This is a genomic window from Tepidamorphus sp. 3E244 (genome assembly GCF_046159835.1).
In the GTDB taxonomy this organism is placed as follows: domain Bacteria; phylum Pseudomonadota; class Alphaproteobacteria; order Rhizobiales; family Tepidamorphaceae; genus JACKJK01.
The window spans coordinates 64,268-83,958 of the sequence record NZ_JBJXCY010000001.1; the positions used below are offsets into that span (position 1 = coordinate 64,268).

Annotated in this window: 18 protein-coding genes; 10 read left to right on the forward strand and 8 right to left on the reverse strand. The window is 65.6% G+C overall.

The window, feature by feature from the left end; genetic code table 11:
- Positions 1-6 precede the first annotated feature (6 nt).
- The 4 genes from ACKTEK_RS00300 to ACKTEK_RS00315 form a co-directional block, all read right to left on the reverse strand.
- On the reverse strand, positions 7-435 hold the full coding sequence (locus ACKTEK_RS00300) for a universal stress protein (RefSeq protein WP_409163248.1): 429 nt from the start codon (positions 433-435) through the stop codon (positions 7-9).
- A 12-nt stretch (positions 436-447) separates the two neighbouring features.
- Positions 448-3,093, reverse strand: a complete 2,646-nt coding sequence (locus ACKTEK_RS00305) for a TRAP transporter permease (RefSeq protein ID WP_409163249.1) — start codon at positions 3,091-3,093, stop codon at positions 448-450.
- 162 nt (positions 3,094-3,255) lie between these two features.
- Entirely contained in the window at positions 3,256-4,230 is a 975-nt protein-coding gene (locus tag ACKTEK_RS00310) for a TAXI family TRAP transporter solute-binding subunit (RefSeq protein ID WP_409163250.1), read from the reverse strand.
- 352 nt (positions 4,231-4,582) lie between these two features.
- The gene (locus ACKTEK_RS00315; protein WP_409163251.1) at positions 4,583-5,980 is read right to left on the reverse strand and encodes an NAD(P)/FAD-dependent oxidoreductase; all 1,398 of its coding nucleotides are present in this window, start codon (positions 5,978-5,980) and stop codon (positions 4,583-4,585) included.
- Between the two features lie 361 nt (positions 5,981-6,341).
- On the opposite strand from ACKTEK_RS00315, the gene ACKTEK_RS00320 reads away from it, so the two are divergent.
- The 8 genes from ACKTEK_RS00320 to dapD all read left to right on the forward strand — a co-directional run bounded on the left by ACKTEK_RS00320 (position 6,342) and on the right by dapD (position 14,506).
- Positions 6,342-7,580, forward strand: coding sequence for an ABC transporter substrate-binding protein (locus tag ACKTEK_RS00320; protein ID WP_409163252.1), 1,239 nt, complete (start codon positions 6,342-6,344; stop codon positions 7,578-7,580).
- A 106-nt stretch (positions 7,581-7,686) separates the two neighbouring features.
- Positions 7,687-9,549, forward strand: coding sequence for an ABC transporter permease (locus ACKTEK_RS00325; protein WP_409164855.1), 1,863 nt, complete (start codon positions 7,687-7,689; stop codon positions 9,547-9,549).
- Positions 9,546-10,289 (forward strand): ABC transporter ATP-binding protein, encoded by a 744-nt coding sequence (locus ACKTEK_RS00330; protein ID WP_409163253.1) that lies wholly within the window; start codon positions 9,546-9,548, stop codon positions 10,287-10,289. Before ACKTEK_RS00325 ends, ACKTEK_RS00330 begins: the two co-directional genes overlap by 4 nt.
- Positions 10,286-11,005: an ABC transporter ATP-binding protein gene (locus ACKTEK_RS00335; RefSeq protein WP_409163254.1), complete on the forward strand. Its 720-nt coding sequence runs from the start codon at positions 10,286-10,288 to the stop codon at positions 11,003-11,005. The genes ACKTEK_RS00330 and ACKTEK_RS00335 overlap by 4 nt, the downstream gene beginning before the upstream one ends.
- A 101-nt stretch (positions 11,006-11,106) precedes the next feature.
- The gene (locus ACKTEK_RS00340) at positions 11,107-11,958 is read left to right on the forward strand and encodes a D-amino-acid transaminase (RefSeq protein WP_409163255.1); all 852 of its coding nucleotides are present in this window, start codon (positions 11,107-11,109) and stop codon (positions 11,956-11,958) included.
- 32 nt (positions 11,959-11,990) lie between these two features.
- Positions 11,991-12,887, forward strand: coding sequence for an acetylglutamate kinase (gene argB, locus ACKTEK_RS00345; RefSeq protein ID WP_409163256.1), 897 nt, complete (start codon positions 11,991-11,993; stop codon positions 12,885-12,887).
- A gap of 22 nt (positions 12,888-12,909) precedes the next feature.
- On the forward strand, positions 12,910-13,614 hold the full coding sequence (locus tag ACKTEK_RS00350; protein ID WP_409163257.1) for a pyrimidine 5'-nucleotidase: 705 nt from the start codon (positions 12,910-12,912) through the stop codon (positions 13,612-13,614).
- Positions 13,615-13,660: 46 nt separating this feature from the next.
- Positions 13,661-14,506 carry a 2,3,4,5-tetrahydropyridine-2,6-dicarboxylate N-succinyltransferase gene (gene dapD, locus ACKTEK_RS00355; protein WP_409163258.1) on the forward strand — a complete coding sequence of 282 codons (846 nt, stop codon included), beginning with the start codon at positions 13,661-13,663 and terminating at the stop codon, positions 14,504-14,506.
- A gap of 59 nt (positions 14,507-14,565) precedes the next feature.
- Here dapD and ACKTEK_RS00360 read toward each other — a convergent pair whose 3' ends face one another.
- Positions 14,566-15,468, reverse strand: coding sequence for an SDR family NAD(P)-dependent oxidoreductase (locus ACKTEK_RS00360; protein WP_409163259.1), 903 nt, complete (start codon positions 15,466-15,468; stop codon positions 14,566-14,568).
- A gap of 180 nt (positions 15,469-15,648) precedes the next feature.
- Between ACKTEK_RS00360 and dapE the strand changes: the two genes are divergently transcribed.
- Both dapE and ACKTEK_RS00370 read left to right on the forward strand, forming a co-directional pair.
- The gene (gene dapE / locus ACKTEK_RS00365) at positions 15,649-16,824 is read left to right on the forward strand and encodes a succinyl-diaminopimelate desuccinylase (protein ID WP_409163260.1); all 1,176 of its coding nucleotides are present in this window, start codon (positions 15,649-15,651) and stop codon (positions 16,822-16,824) included.
- The gene (locus ACKTEK_RS00370) at positions 16,824-17,417 is read left to right on the forward strand and encodes a hypothetical protein (RefSeq protein ID WP_409163261.1); all 594 of its coding nucleotides are present in this window, start codon (positions 16,824-16,826) and stop codon (positions 17,415-17,417) included. The genes dapE and ACKTEK_RS00370 overlap by 1 nt, the downstream gene beginning before the upstream one ends.
- Here ACKTEK_RS00370 and truA read toward each other — a convergent pair.
- The 3 genes from truA to def form a co-directional block, all read right to left on the reverse strand.
- A complete protein-coding gene (truA, locus tag ACKTEK_RS00375; RefSeq protein WP_409163262.1) occupies positions 17,403-18,155 on the reverse strand; it encodes a tRNA pseudouridine(38-40) synthase TruA in 753 nt (250 codons plus the stop codon). The genes ACKTEK_RS00370 and truA overlap by 15 nt on opposite strands.
- A 3-nt stretch (positions 18,156-18,158) precedes the next feature.
- Entirely contained in the window at positions 18,159-19,067 is a 909-nt protein-coding gene (gene fmt, locus ACKTEK_RS00380; RefSeq protein WP_409164856.1) for a methionyl-tRNA formyltransferase, read from the reverse strand.
- A gap of 76 nt (positions 19,068-19,143) precedes the next feature.
- The gene (gene def, locus ACKTEK_RS00385) at positions 19,144-19,665 is read right to left on the reverse strand and encodes a peptide deformylase (RefSeq protein ID WP_409163263.1); all 522 of its coding nucleotides are present in this window, start codon (positions 19,663-19,665) and stop codon (positions 19,144-19,146) included.
- Positions 19,666-19,691 lie beyond the last annotated feature (26 nt).

Genomic DNA, 19,691 nt, shown 5'->3' on the forward strand with positions numbered 1-19,691 from the left:
ATCCGCCTAGTTGCGGACGACGTGGACCGACTGGGTGGCGTGGCGCACGACGCGCGCCGCATTCGGCCCGAGAAGGTAGTCCTGCAGTTCGGGGCGGTGCGAGGCGATCACGATCAGGTCGCAGCCGAGCGCTTCGGCGGCCTTGATGATCTCCTGGTACACGGTGCCCTTGGCCACGTGGCCCTTCACGACGAGGTTGTCCGGCGCGTTTTCGTCCAGGAACGCCTTCAGCCTGACCTTGGCGTCCTCGATGGCCTGCGCTTCGGCCTCCTTGGGCATGTAGCTGCCGACGATGGACATCCCCATGTCGGGGATGACCGTCATCACGTGCAGTTCGGCGGACGACGATTCCGCCAGCGCCACGGCCACGGGTGCGGCCTTGGTCCAGGAGCTGTCCTGTGCAAGGTCGATGGGAAGCAGGATTCGCTGGTACATGGGTCCGGTCCTCTAGAACGCGGGCTGCGTCTGGCGACGCCGCTGCATGACGATGACAAAGCCGAGCAGCAGCAGGGCCGGGATGTAGAACACTTCCTTCGGGATCCGTTCCGCTTCGAGTTCGACGGTTTCGATCACCACCGGCTCGTCCGCATAGAAGTCGAACATCTGGAAGGTGGTGAAGAACGGCGTGCCGGCGAACGGCTCTTCCAGAACCGTGCGGTCGGCTTCCTCGACAACCGGCAGGCCGGCCTGGCCAAGACGCGTGACGCCGTCGCCCTCCGCCTCGAGATCGGCCATCACGGTGATCTGCGACATCTCGTCTGGCCGGTCGAAGTCGGGACCGGAGACGATCATGCGCAGCGGCTGGCCGACGGGCTGGTCGGCGGCGAGCTGGACAACTTCGCTGCCGGGCCGGTGGTCATAGGGCGGCTGCACCATGTCGAGCCAGAAGCCCGGCCGGAACAGGGTGAAGGCAACGAGGACGAGAGCCACGGATTCCCAGATGCGGCTTCTGGCGAAGAAGTAGCCCTGGGTCGCCGCGGCGAACAACATCATCGCGATGACCCCGACGCAGAAGACGAAGATCGCCTTCCAGATGGTCACGTCGATGAGCAGCAGTTCGGTGTTGAAGATGAACAGGAACGGCAGCAGCGCGGTGCGGATGTCGTAGGCAAAGCCCTGCAGGCCGGTCTTGATCGGGTCGCCGCCGGAAATGGCGGCGGCCGCGAATGCCGCAAGGCCCACCGGTGGCGTGTCGTCGGCGAGGATGCCGAAATAGAACACGAACATGTGGACCGCGATGAGCGGCACGACGAGGCCCGACTGGGCACCGACCGTGACGATGACGGGCGCCATCAGCGAGGACACGACGATGTAGTTGGCGGTCGTCGGCAGGCCCATGCCGAGGATCAGGCTCATGATCGCGACGAGGAACAGCATAAGCATCAGGCTTCCGCCCGACAGCAGTTCGATGAACTCGCCGATCACCTGGTGCGCGCCGGTCAGCGACACGGTGCCGATGATGATGCCCGCGACGCCGGTCGCGACGCCGATGGGGATCATGTTGCGTGCGCCGGCGATCATGCCGTCGACGAAGTCACGCACGCCCTGCCTGAGTGCGCCGGCCACATCGCCGACACCCCGGAAGAGGTTCTTCACGGTGTGCTGGGTCAGCACGATGGTGATCATCGCGCAGGTCGCCCAGAAGGCAGACAGCGCCGGTGACAGCCGTTCGATCAGGATGCACCACAGCAGGATGACGATGGGCAGCAGGAAGTAGAGTCCGGTGACGGCAACCTCGCCCGGCCGCGGCAGGACCAGCAGCGGTGCGTCGGGATCGTCCATTTCGAGGTCGGGATGGCGGGCCGCATAGCCTGCCAGCAGCAGGTAACCGGCGAGGAACAGCGCAATGGCCATCCACAGCGTCATGTCGGGGAAGGCGACCTTCACCCAGCCGAGGACGTAGTAGACGAGCATGCCGAGCACGGCCATCGCGATGAAACCGGTGAGCACGCCGATCATCTTCTGCATCGCAGAGACGCGCGCCGGCGGCTTCTCAAGGCCCTTCAGGCCGAGCTTCAGCGCTTCCAGGTGCACGATGTAGACCAGCGCGATGTAGGAGATCAGCGCGGGCACCAGCGCGTGCCGGATGATGTCGGTGTAGCTGATCCCGGTGAACTCGGAGATGAGGAACGCGGCTGCGCCCATCACCGGCGGCGTCAGCTGGCCGTTGGTTGAGGAGGCGACTTCCACAGCGCCGGCCTTTTCCGGCGAGAAGCCGGTGCGCTTCATCAACGGAATCGTGAACGTGCCGGTCGTCACCGTGTTGGCGATGGACGAGCCAGAATACAGGCCGGACATGGCGGATGCCACGACGGCGGCCTTGGCCGGTCCGCCGCGCAGGTGGCCGAGCAGGGCGAAGGCGAGCTTGATGAAGTAGTTGCCCGCGCCCGCTTTCTCCAGCAACGCGCCGAACAGCACGAACAGGAAGATCATGGTGGCGGAGACGCCGAGTGCGACGCCGAACACGCCTTCCGTCTGCATCCAGTAGTGCCACATGGCCTTGCCGAAGGATGCGCCCTTCCACTGGATCGCGTTGGGCAGCCAGCTGGCATGGCCGAAGAACACGTAGAGCACGAAGACGCCGGCAACGATCAGCATCGGCAGGCCGAGCGAGCGGTAGACCGACAGCGCAATGGTGATCATGCCGATGGTCGAGAACACGAGGTCGCCGGTGGTCGGCAGTCCGGCGCGGCTGGCAATGTCGTCCTTGAACACCAGCAGGTAGAGGCAGCTGGATGCCGCGAGGATCGCAAGCACCCAGTCATAGACCGGGATCTTGTGGCGCGGGCTCGACTTGAACAGCGGGTAGGCGAACGTCGCCAGCGCCATGGCGAAGGCGAGGTGCACGAAGCGCGCTTCGGAGTTGTTGAAGACGGCGTTGAAGCCGAAGGTCTGTGTCACCCAGAAGGGCACGCCGGAGGCGATATAGAGCTGGAACACCGACCAGACAAACGCCAGCGCCGCGATGAACTTGCCGATGGTGCCGGGTACGTCCCGCGCACCGGAATCGACGGAAGCGACGAGATCGTCGACGTCGATGTTCTTGCGTGCCGTCTCGGCCTGTACGTCGGCCTTGGTGCTGACTTCGTTCATTCCAGCCATTCCCCCGAATGGACCGGTTCCGAAACGCCTGGCCGCGAATCTCGCGTCCGCTCGCCGAGCTTTCGTTTCCGGTCGTTCCCGCTCGTCATGGTGTCTCCGCGAGGCACCATGAAGAACGGGCGGCCCGTGTTGGGGCCGCCCGCCGGAAGGCTGTTACATCCAGCCGCGTTCCTTGTAGTACTTCTCGGCACCCGGATGCAGAGGAGCGGACAGGCCGTCCTTGATCATTTCCTCTTCCTTCAGGTTGGCGAAGGCGGGGTGCAGCTTCTTGAAGTCGTCGAAGTTGTCGAAGACGGCCTTCACGACCGTGTAGACGACCTCGTCGGAGACATCGGCGGACGAGATGAACGTCGCGCCGACACCGAAGGTCACGACGTCTTCGTCGTTGCCCTTGTACATGCCGCCCGGAACGGTCGCCATGCGGTAGTAGGCGTTGTCATCCACCAGCTTCTTCACTGGATCGCCATCCACCGGCACGAGCTTCACGTCGCAGGTGTTGGTGGCTTCCGTGATCGCTGCGGCCGGGTGGCCGACCGTATAGATCATCGCGTCGATCTTGCCGTCGCACAGGGCCTGGGCCATTTCGGCGCCCTTCAGCTCGGCTGCGAGCGCGAAGTCGGACATGGCAAGGCCGTACTTTTCCATGACGATTTCCATCGTCGCGCGCTGGCCCGAACCCGGGTTGCCGACGTTGACCTTCTTGCCCTTCAGGTCCTCGAACTTCGAGATGCCCGTGTCGCTGCGGGTCAGCAGGGTGAAGGGCTCCGGATGCACGGAGAACACCGCGCGCAGACCTTCGAACTTGCCCTGATCCTCGAACTTCGAAGTGCCGTTGTAGGCGTGGTACTGCCAATCGGACTGGGCAACGCCGAATTCCAGCTCGCCGGAACGCACGGTGTTGATGTTGTAGACCGAACCGCCGGTGGATTCCGCCGAGCAGCGGATGCCGTGTTCCTTGCGGTTCTTGTTCACGAGGCGGCAGATGGCGCCGCCGGTCGGGTAGTAGACGCCGGTGACGCCACCGGTGCCGATCGAGATGAACTGCTGCTCCTGGGCACTTGCGCCATAAGCGACGCCAGCGGCGAGCGCGACACCTGCGATCCATGAAATGGTGCGATCCATACGCATGTTTCTGAAAACTCCTCCTTTGGTGCCGCCGGTCATGTGGCGGCAGGTCAAGAATGCGGGATGCGGGGTCCGGGCCAGTGCCCGAACGCCGATCGACGCCAAGGTCAGCGTCCACGCCCGTTTCAGGGAACGGGTTGCGCAAAATGGAAGGAGAAGTGCATCCGGCGCGTAAAATGCCGGAATCCCGAATGCGCCGGCCCGACACGCGGTTCTCACGTGTCCACCCCTGCGTCTTCGCTTGCTCGCCCCTGTCATTCTGCGGTTTCTGCATGACCGCTGAGCGAGACTAGCAACGGATCGCGCGCGAGCGCAAATGTTCTTCTCCCCTGAGGCGAAGATCGTGCTGCGCCGTCTAAAGATATTCGTCGCGCAGCGTGAAGACTCCGTAGGCGAGCTTGAGACCGAGATTGCGGAACGCGGCGAAGGGAAAGCGCGCCGGCGGCTTGCGAAAGACTGACGGGATGCTGTCCGGTACCGCAATGCGGCCCGGCTCGTTTGCCGTTGTCGCCTGGATTGCCATCTGCGCGGTCGCGGTGCCGAGCAGGCTCGACATGGCGACCCCGCTGCCGCAATAGCCCATGGAAGCAAAGACGCGGGCGCTGCCGGGCACCTGCCCGCAGAAGGCTTTCATGTCGGAGGGCATGCACAGCAGCCCGTTCCAGAAGTGCGTCGTCTCGACGTTCGCCCAGTTCGGAAACATGCGGTCGAAGGCGCGGCGCAGCGTGTCTCTCATCTTCGCAACGCTCGCCGGATCCGTCGCCGTGCCGCCGCGGCCGCCGAACATCATCCGCCCGTCGGGCAGCATCCGGAAATAGTGCAGCAGTGCGCGCGTGTCGGCGCAGATCATGTCGCCGGTCCAGCCATGCGCTGCGCGCTCGTCGTCGGTCAGCGGCCGCGTGACGAGGATGTTGGAGAGCACCGGCATGAAGCGCCCGCCAAACCAACCCGGCAGGTTTTCGCTGAGATAGCCGTTGGTCGCGACAATGGCGGCGCGCGCCCTCACCGTGCCGCCCGGCGTCGTCAGCACCACGCCATCGGACGTTTCGTCCACTGCGTGAACCTCGCTGCCGCCATGGATCACCACGCCGAGGCGGATCGCGGCTTCCGCCAGCCCGCGCAGGTACTTGAGCGGGTGCAGCCCGAAACCGTGCGGCAGAAAGAATCCGCCATGCCACAGGTCGCCGGGCAGTCCGGCCTCGCGGCAACGATCGTTGTCCCAATAGGCAGCTGCGATGCCCAGCTTGTCGCGGTAAAGCGATGCCTCCTCGCGCACCTCGTCGATGAATTTTTCCCGGTGCACGAACAGCACTTCGCCCTCGCCATGGCGGTCCACGTCGAGGCCGAGCGCCTCGATCCGGCTTGCCACGAAGTCGATGGAGCGGACCTGCGCGCCGACAACCTCGCGCGTCGCCTCCAGCCCGTGCCGTGCGATGAGGCCGGCTGGATCGAGCCGCGTGCCGCCGAAGCAGCAGAACCCGCCGTTGCGCCCGGACGCGCCCCAACCGGGTCGCGCGGCATCAAGCACGACGACCTTCGCCCCGTGGGCTTCCGCAAGCTCGATCGCCGCACTCATGCCCGTATAGCCGCCGCCGATGATCGCGATGTCGGCTTGCGTCTCGCCGGCAAGCTGCGGCGTCTCGAACGAAAGCGGCGGCGCGGACGCTTCCCACCAGCTTGTCACAGGTTCGGGGCCATAGGCTTCCGGCCCGTAGAGCCGTTTCAGCGGTGAGGATTCGGAGAAGGTGTTCATCGGGACGCCGCCGGAATGAAAGACACTGTGAACTTGCGCTTTCGATGCGGAATACGCATGTTAGGGAGACAAAGCGACCTCAAATCGCACCCCCGCCCCGCAAAACCGTTTGCAGGGCCACCATTTAGGCCGGTTATGGCCGTCTTCGCTGGGGTGCAAGGAGATGCTGTCTTGGGCGGATAGGCCCGGCAACGACATGCATCATGTTCATCCGCCTCACGTGCTCGAATTCGTGGTGTTCGACGATATGTCACCACGACGACGCCAACCGTGCGTCGAAACCGTGCGCACTTCGGACGGGCAGATAGGGTGCCGCCCGGACCGATGATTTGCCAGCACCCCATGCGAGGGAGATACCCCCATGAGCCAGCTTTCCATCCTGTCCGGTCGCCTGTCGCGGCGTGGTTTCGCGGCCCTGTCCGCGGCAGCCGCGCTGTCCGCCGCCCTGTCTTCGGGTCAACCTGCCCACGCACAGGACACGATCCGGATCGGCGAGCTGAATTCCTACAGCAAGTTCGCTGCCTTCACCGTGCCCTATCGCCAGGGCTTCGAACTGGCGCTCGAGGAAATCAACGCCGCCGGCGGCGTCGATGGCAAGAAGCTGGAAGTCATTTCCCGCGATGACGGCGGCACGACCGGTGATGCGGTTCGCATCGCCGAGGAACTGGTGACGCGCGAGAGCGTCTCCTTCATCTTCGGCACGTTCCTGTCGAATGTCGGCCTTGCGGTCGGCGACTTCGCCAACCAGCGCAAGGTGCTGTTCATCGCCGCCGAACCGCTGACCGATGCGCTGACCATGGACAAGGGCAACCGCTACACGTTCCGCCTGCGCGCCAACACCTGGATGCAGGTCGGCATGCTTGTCGACGCGATCAAGGAAACCGGCGCCAAGCGCTGGGCCATCGTCGCGCCGAACTACGAGTACGGCCAGTCTTCTGCGGAGAACTTCAAGGCGCTCGCCGCCGCGGCCATTCCGGGCTTCGAGGTGGTTGCCGAGCAGTATCCCGCGCTCGGCAAGATCGACGCGGGCGCAACCGCGTCTGCCATCGAGCAGGCCAAGCCCGACGCCATCTTCAACGTGCTGTTCGGTGGCGACCTCGCCCAGTTCGTGCGCGAGGGCAACACGCGCGGCCTGTTCGAGGACCGCACCGTCGCCAGCCTGCTGACCGGTGAGCCGGAATGGATGCTGCCGCTCAAGGACGAGGTGCCGGAAGGCTGGGTCGTGACTGGCTACCCGTGGGACCAGATCGAGGATGCCCCGCACAAGGCCTTCGTCGAAGCCTACATGGACAAGTATGACGACAGCCCGCGCCTCGGCTCGCTGCTCGGCTACCAGCTCATGTACATGATCCGCGACATGCTGGCGAAGGCAGGCTCTACCGACACCGAAGCCATGATCGAGGCGCTCGAAGGCCTCGAGATCGACACCGTGGCAGGCCCCGTCACCATGCGCGCCGCAGACAACCAGGCCACCATGGGCGCATGGGTCGGCAAGCTCACCATGGAAGGCGGCAAGGGCAAGATGGTCGACTGGACCTTCTATGACGGTGCCGACTTCATGCACGCGGAAGACAAGGTCGGCGAGGCGCGCAGCGACTGATCGCTTGCGGCTTGGTTGACCCCCGCTTTGGCGGGACCCATTGTTGCGCCCGCCCGGACACCGGGCGGGCGTTTTCATTGACGAACCGCGAGCCTGTGGCGTGGACCTGTCCTTCTTCCTGATCCAGACCCTGAACGGGCTTGCCTCGGCCTCCTCGCTGTTCATCGCGGCCTGCGGCCTGACGATCATTTTCGGTGTCACCCGCATCGTCAATTTCGCCCACGGCTCGTTCTACATGGTGGGTGCCTATCTCGGGGTGCTTTTCGCCGAGCGGTTCATGGACGCGTGGTACGGCCCGGTTTCCTTCTGGGCGGCAATCGTCGCGGCAGCCCTCGGCGCAGGCATCCTCGGCGCGCTCATGGAGGTGCTGCTGCTGCGGCGCATCTACCGAGCACCGGAACTGTTCCAGTTGCTGGCGACCTTCGCCGTGGTCATCATCATCCAGGACGCGGTGATCTGGTTCTTCGGCCCGCAGGACATTCTCGGGCCCCGCGCGCCCGGCCTGCGCGGTTCGCTGCTTATCGCGGGCGAACGCTTTCCCCAATACGAACTGCTGCTGGTCTTTGCAGGTCCTGTGGTGCTTGGCGCGATCTGGCTGCTGTTCAACCGCACGCGCTTCGGCATTCTCGTGCGCGCCGCAACCCACGACCGCAAGATGCTGGCAGCCCTCGGCGTGAACCAGAAGCTGCTGTTCACGGGCACGGTGTTCCTCGGTTGCGCGCTGGCGGGGCTTGGCGGTGCGCTGGAAATCCCCAAGCAGCCCGCCAACCCGCACATGGACGTCAACATCATCGCCGAGGCCTTTGTCGTCACCGTCATCGGCGGCATGGGATCGGTGACCGGTGCGTTCCTCGCAGCATTGCTGATCGGGCTGTTGCAGGCCTTCGGCATCCTCATCTTCCCGAAGATCACGCTGGTGCTGGTCTTCCTCGTCATGGCCGTCGTGCTGGTGGTCCGCCCCTGGGGCCTGCTCGGAAAGCCGGAGCCGGAACTGCGCGGCGAAGCAGCGCTCATGGTGCCGCTGCGCCCGTGGGACCGCACGGCGACAGTCATCGCGCTGGGCGCGCTGGTTGCACTGGCGCTGTTCCCGCTGGTGGCCGATGCATTTTCCCTAAAGCTCGCCATCGAGGTGATGGTCTTCGCGCTCTTCGCGCTGTCGCTGAACCTGCTGATCGGCCACGGCGGCGTCATCAGCTTCGGCCACGCGGCATGGTTCGGCATCGGGGCCTATGCGGCCGCGCTGTTTGTGCGCCACGCCGATGCGCCGATGGAACTCGCGCTGCTGGCGGCTCCGGTTGCCGCAGGCATGCTGGCGCTGGCCGCCGGGTGGTTCATCGTGCGGCTGTCGGGGGTCTATCTCGCGATGCTGACGCTCGCCGTCGCGCAGCTTGCCTATGCCATCGCCTTCCAGTGGGTGGAGGTGACGGGCGGCGACAACGGGTTGCTCGGCATCTGGCCATCGGACTGGGCCAACAGCCGCGTCGCCTACTACTACATGACTCTGGGCCTCACCGCGCTTGCCGCCGGTTTCCTCATGAACCTGCTGTTCACACCGTTCGGGCTGGCGCTGCGGGCTGCCCGCGATTCCGCGCTGCGGGCCGAGAGCCTCGGCATCGACGTGCGCAGGCAGCGGCTGGCGGCCTTCGCCATCGCCGGTGCGGCGGCGGGGCTTGCCGGTGGCATCTACGTCTTCTCCAAGGGCAATATCGACCCGACGGCACTGGCAATCCCCATGTCCGTCGATGCGCTGACCATGGCGCTGCTCGGCGGCGTGCAGACCGTGACCGGCCCGATCCTCGGCGCGGCAGGCCTGCACCTGCTGAAGGATTTCGTCATGCCGCTGACGGACTACTGGCGCGCGCTGCTCGGCGGTCTCATCATCGCACTGGTGTTGCTGTTCCCGGCTGGTCTCGCCGGCACCGTGCGGCAGCTTCTCGCCCGCCGTGGCGAGGGGGAGGGCCGGGCATGACCCTTCTCGATGTGCAGGGCCTGACCAGGACATTCGGCGGCGTGAAGGCCGCCCAGGGCGTCTCCTTCACCGTGGATGCGGGGCAACTCGTCGCGCTCATTGGCCCGAATGGCGCTGGCAAGACGACGACCTTCAACATGGTCGGCGGGCAGCTTGCCCCCGATGCGGGCCGCGTCATGCTCGACGGCCGCGACGTTACCGGCTTCAACCCGCGCCGTATCAGCCGGGCAGGGGTCGGGCGCACCTTCCAGATCACCGCGACATTCGCCTCGCTCACCGTGCTGGAGAACATCCAGACGGCGCTGGTGGGCGCGGCCCGACGGCACTTCGACATGTTTTCGCGCGCGGCCAACGTGCGGCCTGACGATGCTTTGGCGCTGGCCGAGCGGGTCGGCCTTGCCGCCGTTGCCCGCCGCCCGGTGGGCGAACTCGCATATGGCGACCTCAAACGCGTCGAACTGGCACTGGCGCTCGCAGCCTCGCCGAAGCTGCTGCTGATGGATGAGCCGACCGCCGGCATGGCGGCTGGCGAGCGCAAGGCTCTGATGGCGGAGGTCGCCAATCTCGTGCGCGACGAAGGTCTCGGCGTCCTCTTCACCGAACATGACATGGACGCCGTCTTCACTCATGCCGACCACGTCATCGTGCTGCACCAGGGCGAGGTCGTCGCGCGCGGCACGCCGGAGGAAATTCGCGCCGACGAGACCGTGCGTGCGATCTATCTCGGGACGGCGGCATGAGCACCGGTGACGCGATCCTGACCGCGACCGCCCTGCGCGCCTGGTACGGGCGCGCGCAGGTCCTGTTCGACGTGGATATTGAGCTTCCGCGCAGCGCGGCGCTGGCGCTGGTCGGGCGCAACGGCGCGGGCAAGTCGACGCTGATGAAGGCGCTCATGGGGCTGGAGCAGGCGCGCGCCAAGGCCATCACCTTCGACGGACAATCCATCGCCGGGCTTCCCACCCACGAGATTGCCAAGCGGGGCCTCGGCTTCGTGCCGGAGGACCGGCGCATCTTCACCAACCTGACTGTCTCGGAAAATCTCGAAACCGGGCGGCAGGTTGAACGCGAGGGTGTCGAGCCGTGGACGGCGGAACGCATCTTCGCGCTGTTCCCGAACCTTGCCGCCATGCAGAACCGCTCAGCGCGGGAAATGTCCGGCGGCGAGCAGCAGATGCTGGCGGTCGCCCGCACGCTGATGGGAAACCCCAAGGCGCTGCTGCTGGACGAGCCGTCCGAGGGGTTGGCCCCGGTCATCGTCGATGCCATGGCGGATGCCATCGGCAAGCTGCGTGGCGAGGGGCTGTCCATCGTCCTGTCGGAGCAGAACCTGCGCTTTGCGAGCCTCGTCTGCGACAGTGCCATCGTGCTCGCGTCAGGCGCGGTGACCTATCGCGGTGCGCTGAAGCCGCTGGTGGACGATCACGAGATGCTGGAAGACAAGCTCGGGCTTTGAGGGCCAACCGATTGCAATGCCCGCGGCTTGGGCCTAGGTCATTGGGGCCTGGGTCTTCAAGATCAGGGCTCGTTGAAGCGATCTGCAATCAGGTGAGACAGATGACGCGCATTGCTTACGTGAACGGCGAATACTCGCCGCTCGAAGACGCAAAGATTTCCATTCTCGATCGCGGCTTCCTGTTCGCCGACGGGGTCTACGAAGTCGCCGCCGTTCTCGACGGCAAGCTCGCCGACTACGCGGGCCATGTCGCCCGCCTGCACCGATCCTTGGGTGAATTGCAGATCGCGCCGCCGGTCGGCGACGACGAGCTTCTCGAAATCCATCGTGAATTGGTGAAGCGCAACGCGGTGGACGAGGGCCTCGTCTACCTGCAGGTGACGCGCGGCGCGGGCGAGCGCGACTTTCCCTTTCCCAAGGACGCCAAGCCGAGCCTTGTCCTGTTCACTCAGGCCAAGAACCTCGCCGAAGCTCCAATCGCTGCGACCGGCTACAAGGTGAAGACCGTGCCGGACATCCGCTGGGCGCGCCGCGACATCAAGTCGGTGGCGCTGCTGGCGCAGGTGCTCGCCAAGCAGGCGGCAGCCGATTCCGGCTGCAATGAGGCCTGGATGGTGGAAGACGGCAAGGTGACCGAGGGCGGTTCGTCCAACGCCTACATCATCAAGGATGGCCGCATCATCACGCGGCCCGTCTCCAACAAGATCCTGTCGGGCATCACGCGCGCGTCCGTCCTGAAGCTCGCGGCAGAGCGCGACATGGAAGTCGAGGAGCGCGTGTTCAGCGTCGATGAGGCGCTTGCCGCCGACGAGGCCTTCGTGACCGCCGCCTCGACCTTCGTCATGCCGGTGGTGGAAATCGACGGCAAGATGATCGGCGGTGGCCAGCCCGGCCCCGTCGCGCGCCGCCTGCGCGAAATCTATATCGACCACGCCCGTTCCAGCGCTATCTGAAACGCGCAACCCGCGAAGTGACACTCAAAGACATGACCGACAAGACGCCCGAAAAAGGCATGGCCGAAGCCGCCCTGCTCGCCAAGGCGCTGCCCTACATGCAGCGCTACGAGAACAAGACCATCGTCGTGAAATACGGCGGTCACGCCATGGGCGACCCGGCGCTTGGCCGCGCCTTCGCGCGCGACGTTGCCCTGCTGAAGCAGTCCGGCGTGAACCCGGTCGTGGTACACGGCGGCGGTCCGCAGATCGGCAAGATGCTGGAAAAGATGGGCATCGAGAGCGAGTTCCGCGGCGGCCTGCGCGTCACTGACCGCAAGACGGTGGAAATCGTCGAGATGGTTCTCGCCGGCTCCATCAACAAGGAAATTGTCGCCCTCATCAATGCCGAGGGCGAATGGGCCATCGGCCTGTGCGGCAAGGACGGCAACATGGTCTTCGCCGAAAAGGCGCAGAAGACCATGCGCGACCCTGACTCCAATATCGAGAAGGTGGTGGACCTCGGTTTCGTCGGCGAGCCGGTCGAGGTGGATCGCACGCTGCTCGACCTGCTGGCCAAGTCGGAAATGATCCCGGTCATCGCCCCCGTCGCGCCGGGCCGCGACGGCGAGACCTACAACATCAACGCCGACATCTTCGCCGGTGCCATCGCCGGATCGCTGAATGCCGAGCGCCTGCTGTTCCTCACCGACGTGCCGGGGGTCCTCGACAAGTCCGGCAAGCTGATCGACCAGCTCACCGTCGACGAGGCGAAGGCCCTGATCGACGACGGCACGATCTCCGGCGGCATGATCCCCAAGGTCGAGACCTGCATCGACGCGCTGCAGCGCGGGGTGAAGGGCGTGGTTATCGTCAACGGCAAGGCACCGCACGCGGTGCTTCTGGAAATCTTCACCGAGCACGGCGCCGGCACGCTCATCACCTACTAACCGGAATTGGAAACGGCGCTCGATGACGTCATGGCATCAGGAGATCGACACCTGGGTGTTCGATCTCGACAACACGCTCTATCCGCCGCGATCCAACCTGTTCGCGCAGATCGATCAGCGCATGGGTGCGTTCATCGCCGACCTGCTGAATGTCGCGCCGCAGGAAGCCCGGCGCATCCAGAAGGACTACTACCGCGTCCACGGCACCACGCTGCACGGGCTGATGGCGGAGCATGACGTCGACCCGCACACCTTCCTCGACTTCGTCCATGACATCGACCACTCACCCATAGAGCCGGACCCGGCGCTGGGCGCGATCCTCGGCGAGTTGCCGGGCCGCAAGTTCGTGCTGACAAACGGCTCTGTTGCCCATGCGGGCGCGGTGATGGCGCGGCTCGGCATCGCCGAGCATTTCGAGGACGTGTTCGACATCATCGCGGCCGAGTTCAAGCCCAAGCCCCGGCGCGAGCCCTATGATATGTTCCTTGCTCTTCACGGCATCGAGCCGAAACGCGCGGCCATGTTCGAGGACCTGCCGCGCAATCTCAGCGTTCCGAAGGAACTCGGCATGGCGACCGTGCTGGTGGTGGACGAGGACAACCCGCAGTCCGGCAGTCGCTCGGCATGGGAAGTCTCCGGCGCGGATGACGATCACATCGACCACGTGACCGGCGACCTGGCGCAGTTTCTCGCCGACATCGTTGCGCCGCCCGCCAAGGGCGAATAGGTTCCGCGCGCGCATTTTTCCAATAGTACCCAAGGACCCGAGACCCATGTCCCACGCCCAGCTTGCTTCCACCATCGAGGCCGCCTTCGAGGATCGCGCCAATATCGGCTTCGACACGAAAGGCGACGTGCGCGATGCGGTGGAAAAGGCGCTCGGCATGCTGGATTCGGGCGAGGCCCGCGTGGCCGAGCGTGGCGCCGACGGCAACTGGACGGTCAACCAATGGCTGAAGCAGGCGGTGCTGCTGTCCTTCCGGCTCAACGACATGGCGACGATTTCCGGTGGCCCCGGCGGCGCGGAATGGTGGGACAAGGTGCCCTCCAAGTTCGCTGGCTGGAGCGAGGCCGACTGGCGCAAGGCGGGCTTCCGCGCGGTGCCGAACTGCGTCGTGCGCCACTCCGCCCATATCGGCAAGGGCGTGGTGCTGATGCCGTCCTTCGTGAACCTCGGCGCCTACGTGGACGAGGGCACGATGGTCGACACCTGGGCGACGGTCGGCTCCTGCGCGCAGATCGGCAAGGGCGTGCACCTGTCCGGCGGCGTCGGCATCGGCGGCGTGCTGGAGCCGTTGCAGGCCGGCCCGACCATCATCGAGGACAATTGCTTCATCGGCGCGCGTTCGGAAGTCGTGGAAGGCTGCATCGTGCGCGAAGGCTCGGTGCTTGGCATGGGCGTCTATATCGGCAAGTCGACGAAGATCGTGGACCGGTCCACCGGCGAGATCTTCATGGGCGAAGTCCCGTCCTACTCGGTGGTGGTGTCCGGCTCGCTGCCCGGCAAGCCGCTGCCCGACGGCACGCCCGGCCCCTCGCTCTACTGCGCGGTGATCGTCAAGCGCGTCGACGAGCAGACCCGCTCCAAGACCTCGATCAACGAGCTGTTGCGGGATTAGCCGCATAGCCCCGAAAAGTTGCAGACTTTTCGGACAAGGCTATGCGCAAAGAAGAGAGACTAATTGCTCGACGTCTTGCCGAGGCCGAGTTTTGACCACACCGCCGGCCCGGGCTCGACCTCATCGGGGTTCAGGCCCAGCGCCGAAATGATCGGCGCGTAGACGGCGCGGGAATCCCCGCTGCCGGGCGTCAGCGACAGTCCGCCGTCCACCACGAGATTCTGCCCCGTCACGAAGCTTCCCGCATCCGAGGCGAGGTAGCCGACGGCCTGCGCGATATCGTCCGGCGTGCAGGCGCGCGGCAGCGGTTGCGCGGCTTTTGCCGGGTCATCCAGCCGCTTGGCGAATTTGGCCGAGGTCTTCTCGGTGAAGCCCATGGAGCGGGCGAAGATGGCGGTCGGCACGAAGCCGGGGCACACGCAGTTCACGCGGATCATGTCGCCGGCAAGCTCCACTGCCGCAATCTGCGCAAGCTGGATCAGCGCACCTTTGGACAGGGAATACAGCACCGGCGCGTAGCCCTGCCGCATTCCGGAAACCGATGTGGTGAGGATGATCGATCCGCCGTCGCGCTTGCGCATGTGCGGCACGGCCGCGCGGATTGCCGCGACGCCGGCCCGCAGGTGCAAGTGCATCATCCGGTCGAGGTCGTCGTCGGTCGCCTCGTCCACGGTGCTGGACGGTCCGCTCGCGCCTGCGTTTGAAAAGACGATATCGACCCCGCCGAAGGTCTCGGCGCAAGCATCGATGGCCGCGGTGATTTCGGCGGTCTTCAGCACGTCGCAAGTTGCCGCGACGATGCGCCCTTCGGAGGCTTCGCAAAGCTGCGCCAGCCCGTCCGCGTCGATGTCTGCGGCGATGACGCGCCCGCCCTCTCGCGCGATCAGCGCGCAGGTCGCAGCGCCGATGCCATGTGCGGCGCCGGTCACGACTGCGGTCTTGCCCTCGAAGCGGTTGGTCACGCGAACACATCTCTCCGGTTGAAGTCCTTGCTCAATAACCGCTTTTGGTCGCGCTCGCCAGTTGCGCGGGCATTCAGCGTGAATCGGGCTACGTGCAGGCCGCAGGCAGTGCCATTTGTCGCAAAGCTGCGCTAAGTCTGTTGGGACTGACCACGTGCCTGGAAATTGCAGACAACACGCATGACCGATCTTCTCGACCCGATTGAGCTGACGCGCGCGCTCATCCGCTGCCCCTCTGTCACCCCGGACGAGGGCGGCGCCCTTCAACAGATCGAGGGCTGGCTCGACAAGGCCGGTTTTGAGGTCCACCGCGTCACCTTCAGCGACGACGACACGCCGGACGTGGAAAACCTCTACGCCCGCATCGGCTCCGGCGAACCGGCGCTCTGCTTTGCGGGGCATACCGACGTGGTGCCGCCGGGCAGCGAGGCGGACTGGACCCACCGCCCTTTCGCGGGCGAGATCGTCAACGGCGAGATCTGGGGCCGGGGCGCATCCGACATGAAGGGCGGCGTCGCCGCCTCCATCGCAGCTGTCCTGCGGCACATGGAAAAGGTAGGCAAGCCGGGTAACGGCTCGATCTCGTTCCTCATCACCGGCGACGAGGAAGGCCCCGCCGTCAACGGCACCGTGAAGCTGCTGGAATGGGCGAAGGCGCGCGGCGAGGTCTTTTCGCACTGCGTGCTGGGCGAGCCGACGAACCCGGACAGGCTCGGCGACATGATCAAGATCGGGCGGCGCGGCTCGGTATCGGGAGAGATCGTCGCCAGCGGCGTGCAGGGCCACGTCGCCTATCCGCACCTGGCGAAGAACCCGGTTCCCGCGCTTGCGCAGGCCGTCGCGGAAATTTCCGCAACACCGCTCGATGAGGGCACTGACCACTTCCAGCCGTCCACGCTCGCCTTCGTTACCGTCGATGTGGGCAACCCGGCGACCAACGTCATCCCGAGGCAGGCGCGCGCGCGCTTCAACGTGCGCTTTAACGACCTGCACACGGCGGACAGCCTGTTCGCGAGGGTTCGCGAAACGCTCGACAAGGTGTCCGGCGAAACGGGGATCGACTTCGAGCTGTCCCTCGTCAACACGGTCTCGGAAGCCTTCGTCACCCAGCCGGGCAACCTCGTGAAGGTGTTGAGCGCGGCCATCGAGGCGGAGACGGGCCACGCGCCGGAGCTTTCCACCTCCGGCGGCACGTCGGATGCCCGCTTCATCAAGGACTATTGCGAGGTGGTCGAGTTCGGCCTGGTCGGAAAGACCATGCACCAGGTGGACGAGCGCGTGCCGACCGCCGACCTGCAAGCCCTGACGCGCATCTACGAGCGCTTCATCGGCGGCTATTTCGCGACCTTCGGCTGATGCTTTCACTCGCAGACATTCGGGCTGGCTTCAGCGGCGCGATTGCCATCGCGCAGAACCAGCCGGACCCGATGAACCGGTTCGACCTCACCTTCGAGGGCTTCTGGAAATCGTTCCTGGCGATTCTGGTCGTCATCCCTGCGCTGGCAATCTACATGCCGGCGGAGTGGGCAATCATCGCCGAGCAGGATGCCGCCCTGAACGTCACGGCTGAACGCGCCGTCGGCCGCTACATCGCTGTGCAGGTCGTCGTCACGGCAATCGACTGGCTGGCATTTCCGCTGATCGTGCTGCTCTTTGCCCGCCAGCTTGGCATCGAGAACAAGGTCGCCGGTTACATTACAGCGCAGAACTGGACGGCGGCGCTGGCCAACCTGATCCTCGTCGCGCCCGCCATTCTCTACGCTGGCGGAGTCGTGCCCGGTGCCATCGCGGGCTTCATGTCGCTGGCGCTTTTCGCGTTCATCCTGCACGTGTTCTACAAGGTCGCCCGGGTGGCGCTGGATGCCCCGTTCGGGCTTGCGTCGGGGCTGGTCGCATTCAATGCGCTGCTGAGCCTGACTTTCGGCGAAATCGCCTCACGCCTGATCTGACGCGTAGTCGACGCCGACGAGGTACAGCCCGGCGGACGGTGCCAGCGGCGGGCATTGCCTGCGATCGCACGCTTCGAGTGCTTGCTTCAGGTCGCCAGCGGTCCACTTTCCTTCGCCGACGAATTTCAGCGCGCCCGCCATGGATCGCACCTGGTGGTGCAGGAACGAGCGCGCCGACGCCTCGATGATGATGGTCTCGCCCGACCGGCGCACGCTCAGCTTGTCGAGCGTCTTTACCGGCGACTTCGCCTGGCAGGCGGCGGCGCGGAAGGTGGTGAAGTCGTGGTTGCCGATAAGCGCGGGCGCGGCCTGCGCCATCGCGTCCGCATCGAGCGGCACATGCACCAGCCACGCCCGGTTCGCCATCAGCGCCAGCGGCGGGCGGCGGTTGACGATCAGGTAGCGATAGTGCCGCGCGGTGGCGGAGAAGCGCGCGTCGAACGTCTCGTCAACCTTGCGCGCGTCGAGGATCGTCACCGGGTGGCCGCGCAGATGCGCGTTCAGGGCGTCGCGGACCGTGTCTTCCGGCCAGTCCTTTTCAAGATCGAGATGAGCGACCTGCCCCATGGCATGAACGCCGGAATCCGTCCGCCCCGCCCCGCCGGGGATGACCTCCTCGCCGCAGAACTTCTTCACAGCCGCGCTCAGCACGCCCTGCACGGTCGGTTCCTCGACCTGCATCTGCCAGCCCAGGAACGGCGTGCCGTCATATTCGATGTCGAGGCGGTAGCGCGGCATGGGTCAGGCCAGTTTCGCGCCGGCAGGGATTTGCGTCCCGCGCAGGAAGTCGCTCGCCGCCATCGCGCCCTTGCCTGCGCGCTGCAATTGGGTGAGCCGCACCGCGCCATCCGCGCAGGCAATGGTCAGGTTCGCATCGAGCACCGTGCCGGGTTCGCCCGAGCCATCGTCCAACTCGCTGCGCAGCGCCTTGATCCGTTCGGCCTTACCGGAAAGCTCCGCCTCGAACCACGCGCCGGGAAACGGCGACAGGCCGCGAATGTGGTTGTGAACCTCGCGGGCGGGCCGGTTCCAGTCGATGCGGGCTTCCGCCTTCTCGATCTTCTTGGCGTATGTCGTCTCGCCGTCCTGCGGGTGGAAGTCGAGGGTGCCGCGCGACAAGGCGGCCAGCGCGCGCCCGGCAAGGTCGCCGCCAAGGCGCATCAGCCGGTCGTGCAATTCACCGGCGGTCTCGTTCTCGCCGATGGTGAGTTTCTCCGTCATCGCGACGGGGCCGGTGTCGAGGCCCGCTTCCATGCGCATGACCATGACGCCGGTTTCAGCATCCCCCGCCATGATGGCACGCTGGATCGGCGCGGCCCCGCGCCAGCGCGGCAGCAGCGAGGCGTGCAGGTTCAGGCAGCCGTGTTCCGGTGCATCCAGCACGACCTGCGGAAGCAACTGCCCGTAGGCGACGACCACCGCGACGTCGGCTTCGTGCGAGGCGAACTCCGCCTGCGCGATGTCGTCCTTCATGCTGGCGGGGGTGAGGACGGGCAGGCCGAAACCCGCTGCCGCCTCGTGCACCGGCGAGCGGCGTTCTGCTTGTCCGCGACCGGCCGGGCGTGGCGGCTGCGAATAGACCGCGACCACCTCGTGGCCCTGTCCGACGATCTCCACCAGCGTCGGCACGGCGAAGTCGGGCGTTCCCATGAAGATGACGCGCACGGCTGGCTGGTCCTCGTTGATGTGAACGTGAGGCGCGCGGTCCGCGCGCACGACTCTGGCTCTAGAGCGTGTGGCTCTTCAGCCGCTCGGCCTTGGCGAATTTCTTGACCACGCGGTCACGCTTCAGCTTCGACAGGTAGTCGATGAAAAGCTGCCCGTTGAGGTGGTCGATCTCGTGCTGCACGCAGGTCGCCAGCACCCCGTCGGCCTCCATCACCTGCTGCTTGCCGTCGCGATCCGTGTAGCTGACCTTGCATGTCGCGGGACGCTCGACCTCGGCATAGTATTCCGGGATCGACAGGCAGCCTTCCTCGTAAGCTGACATCTCCTCCGACGTCCACACAACCTCGGGGTTGATGAGCACGTGCGGGCTGCGCGCATCCTCGTCGCGCGACACATCCATTACCAGAAGGCGGCGCGGCACGGCGATCTGCACGCCCGCAAGGCCGATGCCCGGCGCGTCGTACATCGTCTCCAGCATGTCGTCGATGAGCGTCTGCAGCTCGTCGTCGATGCGCTCGACGGGAGCGCTCTCCTCGCGCAGCAGCGGCGCGGGCAGCGTGATGATTTCTCGAATGGCCATGGCGCGGGATTTATGCGTTCAGCCGC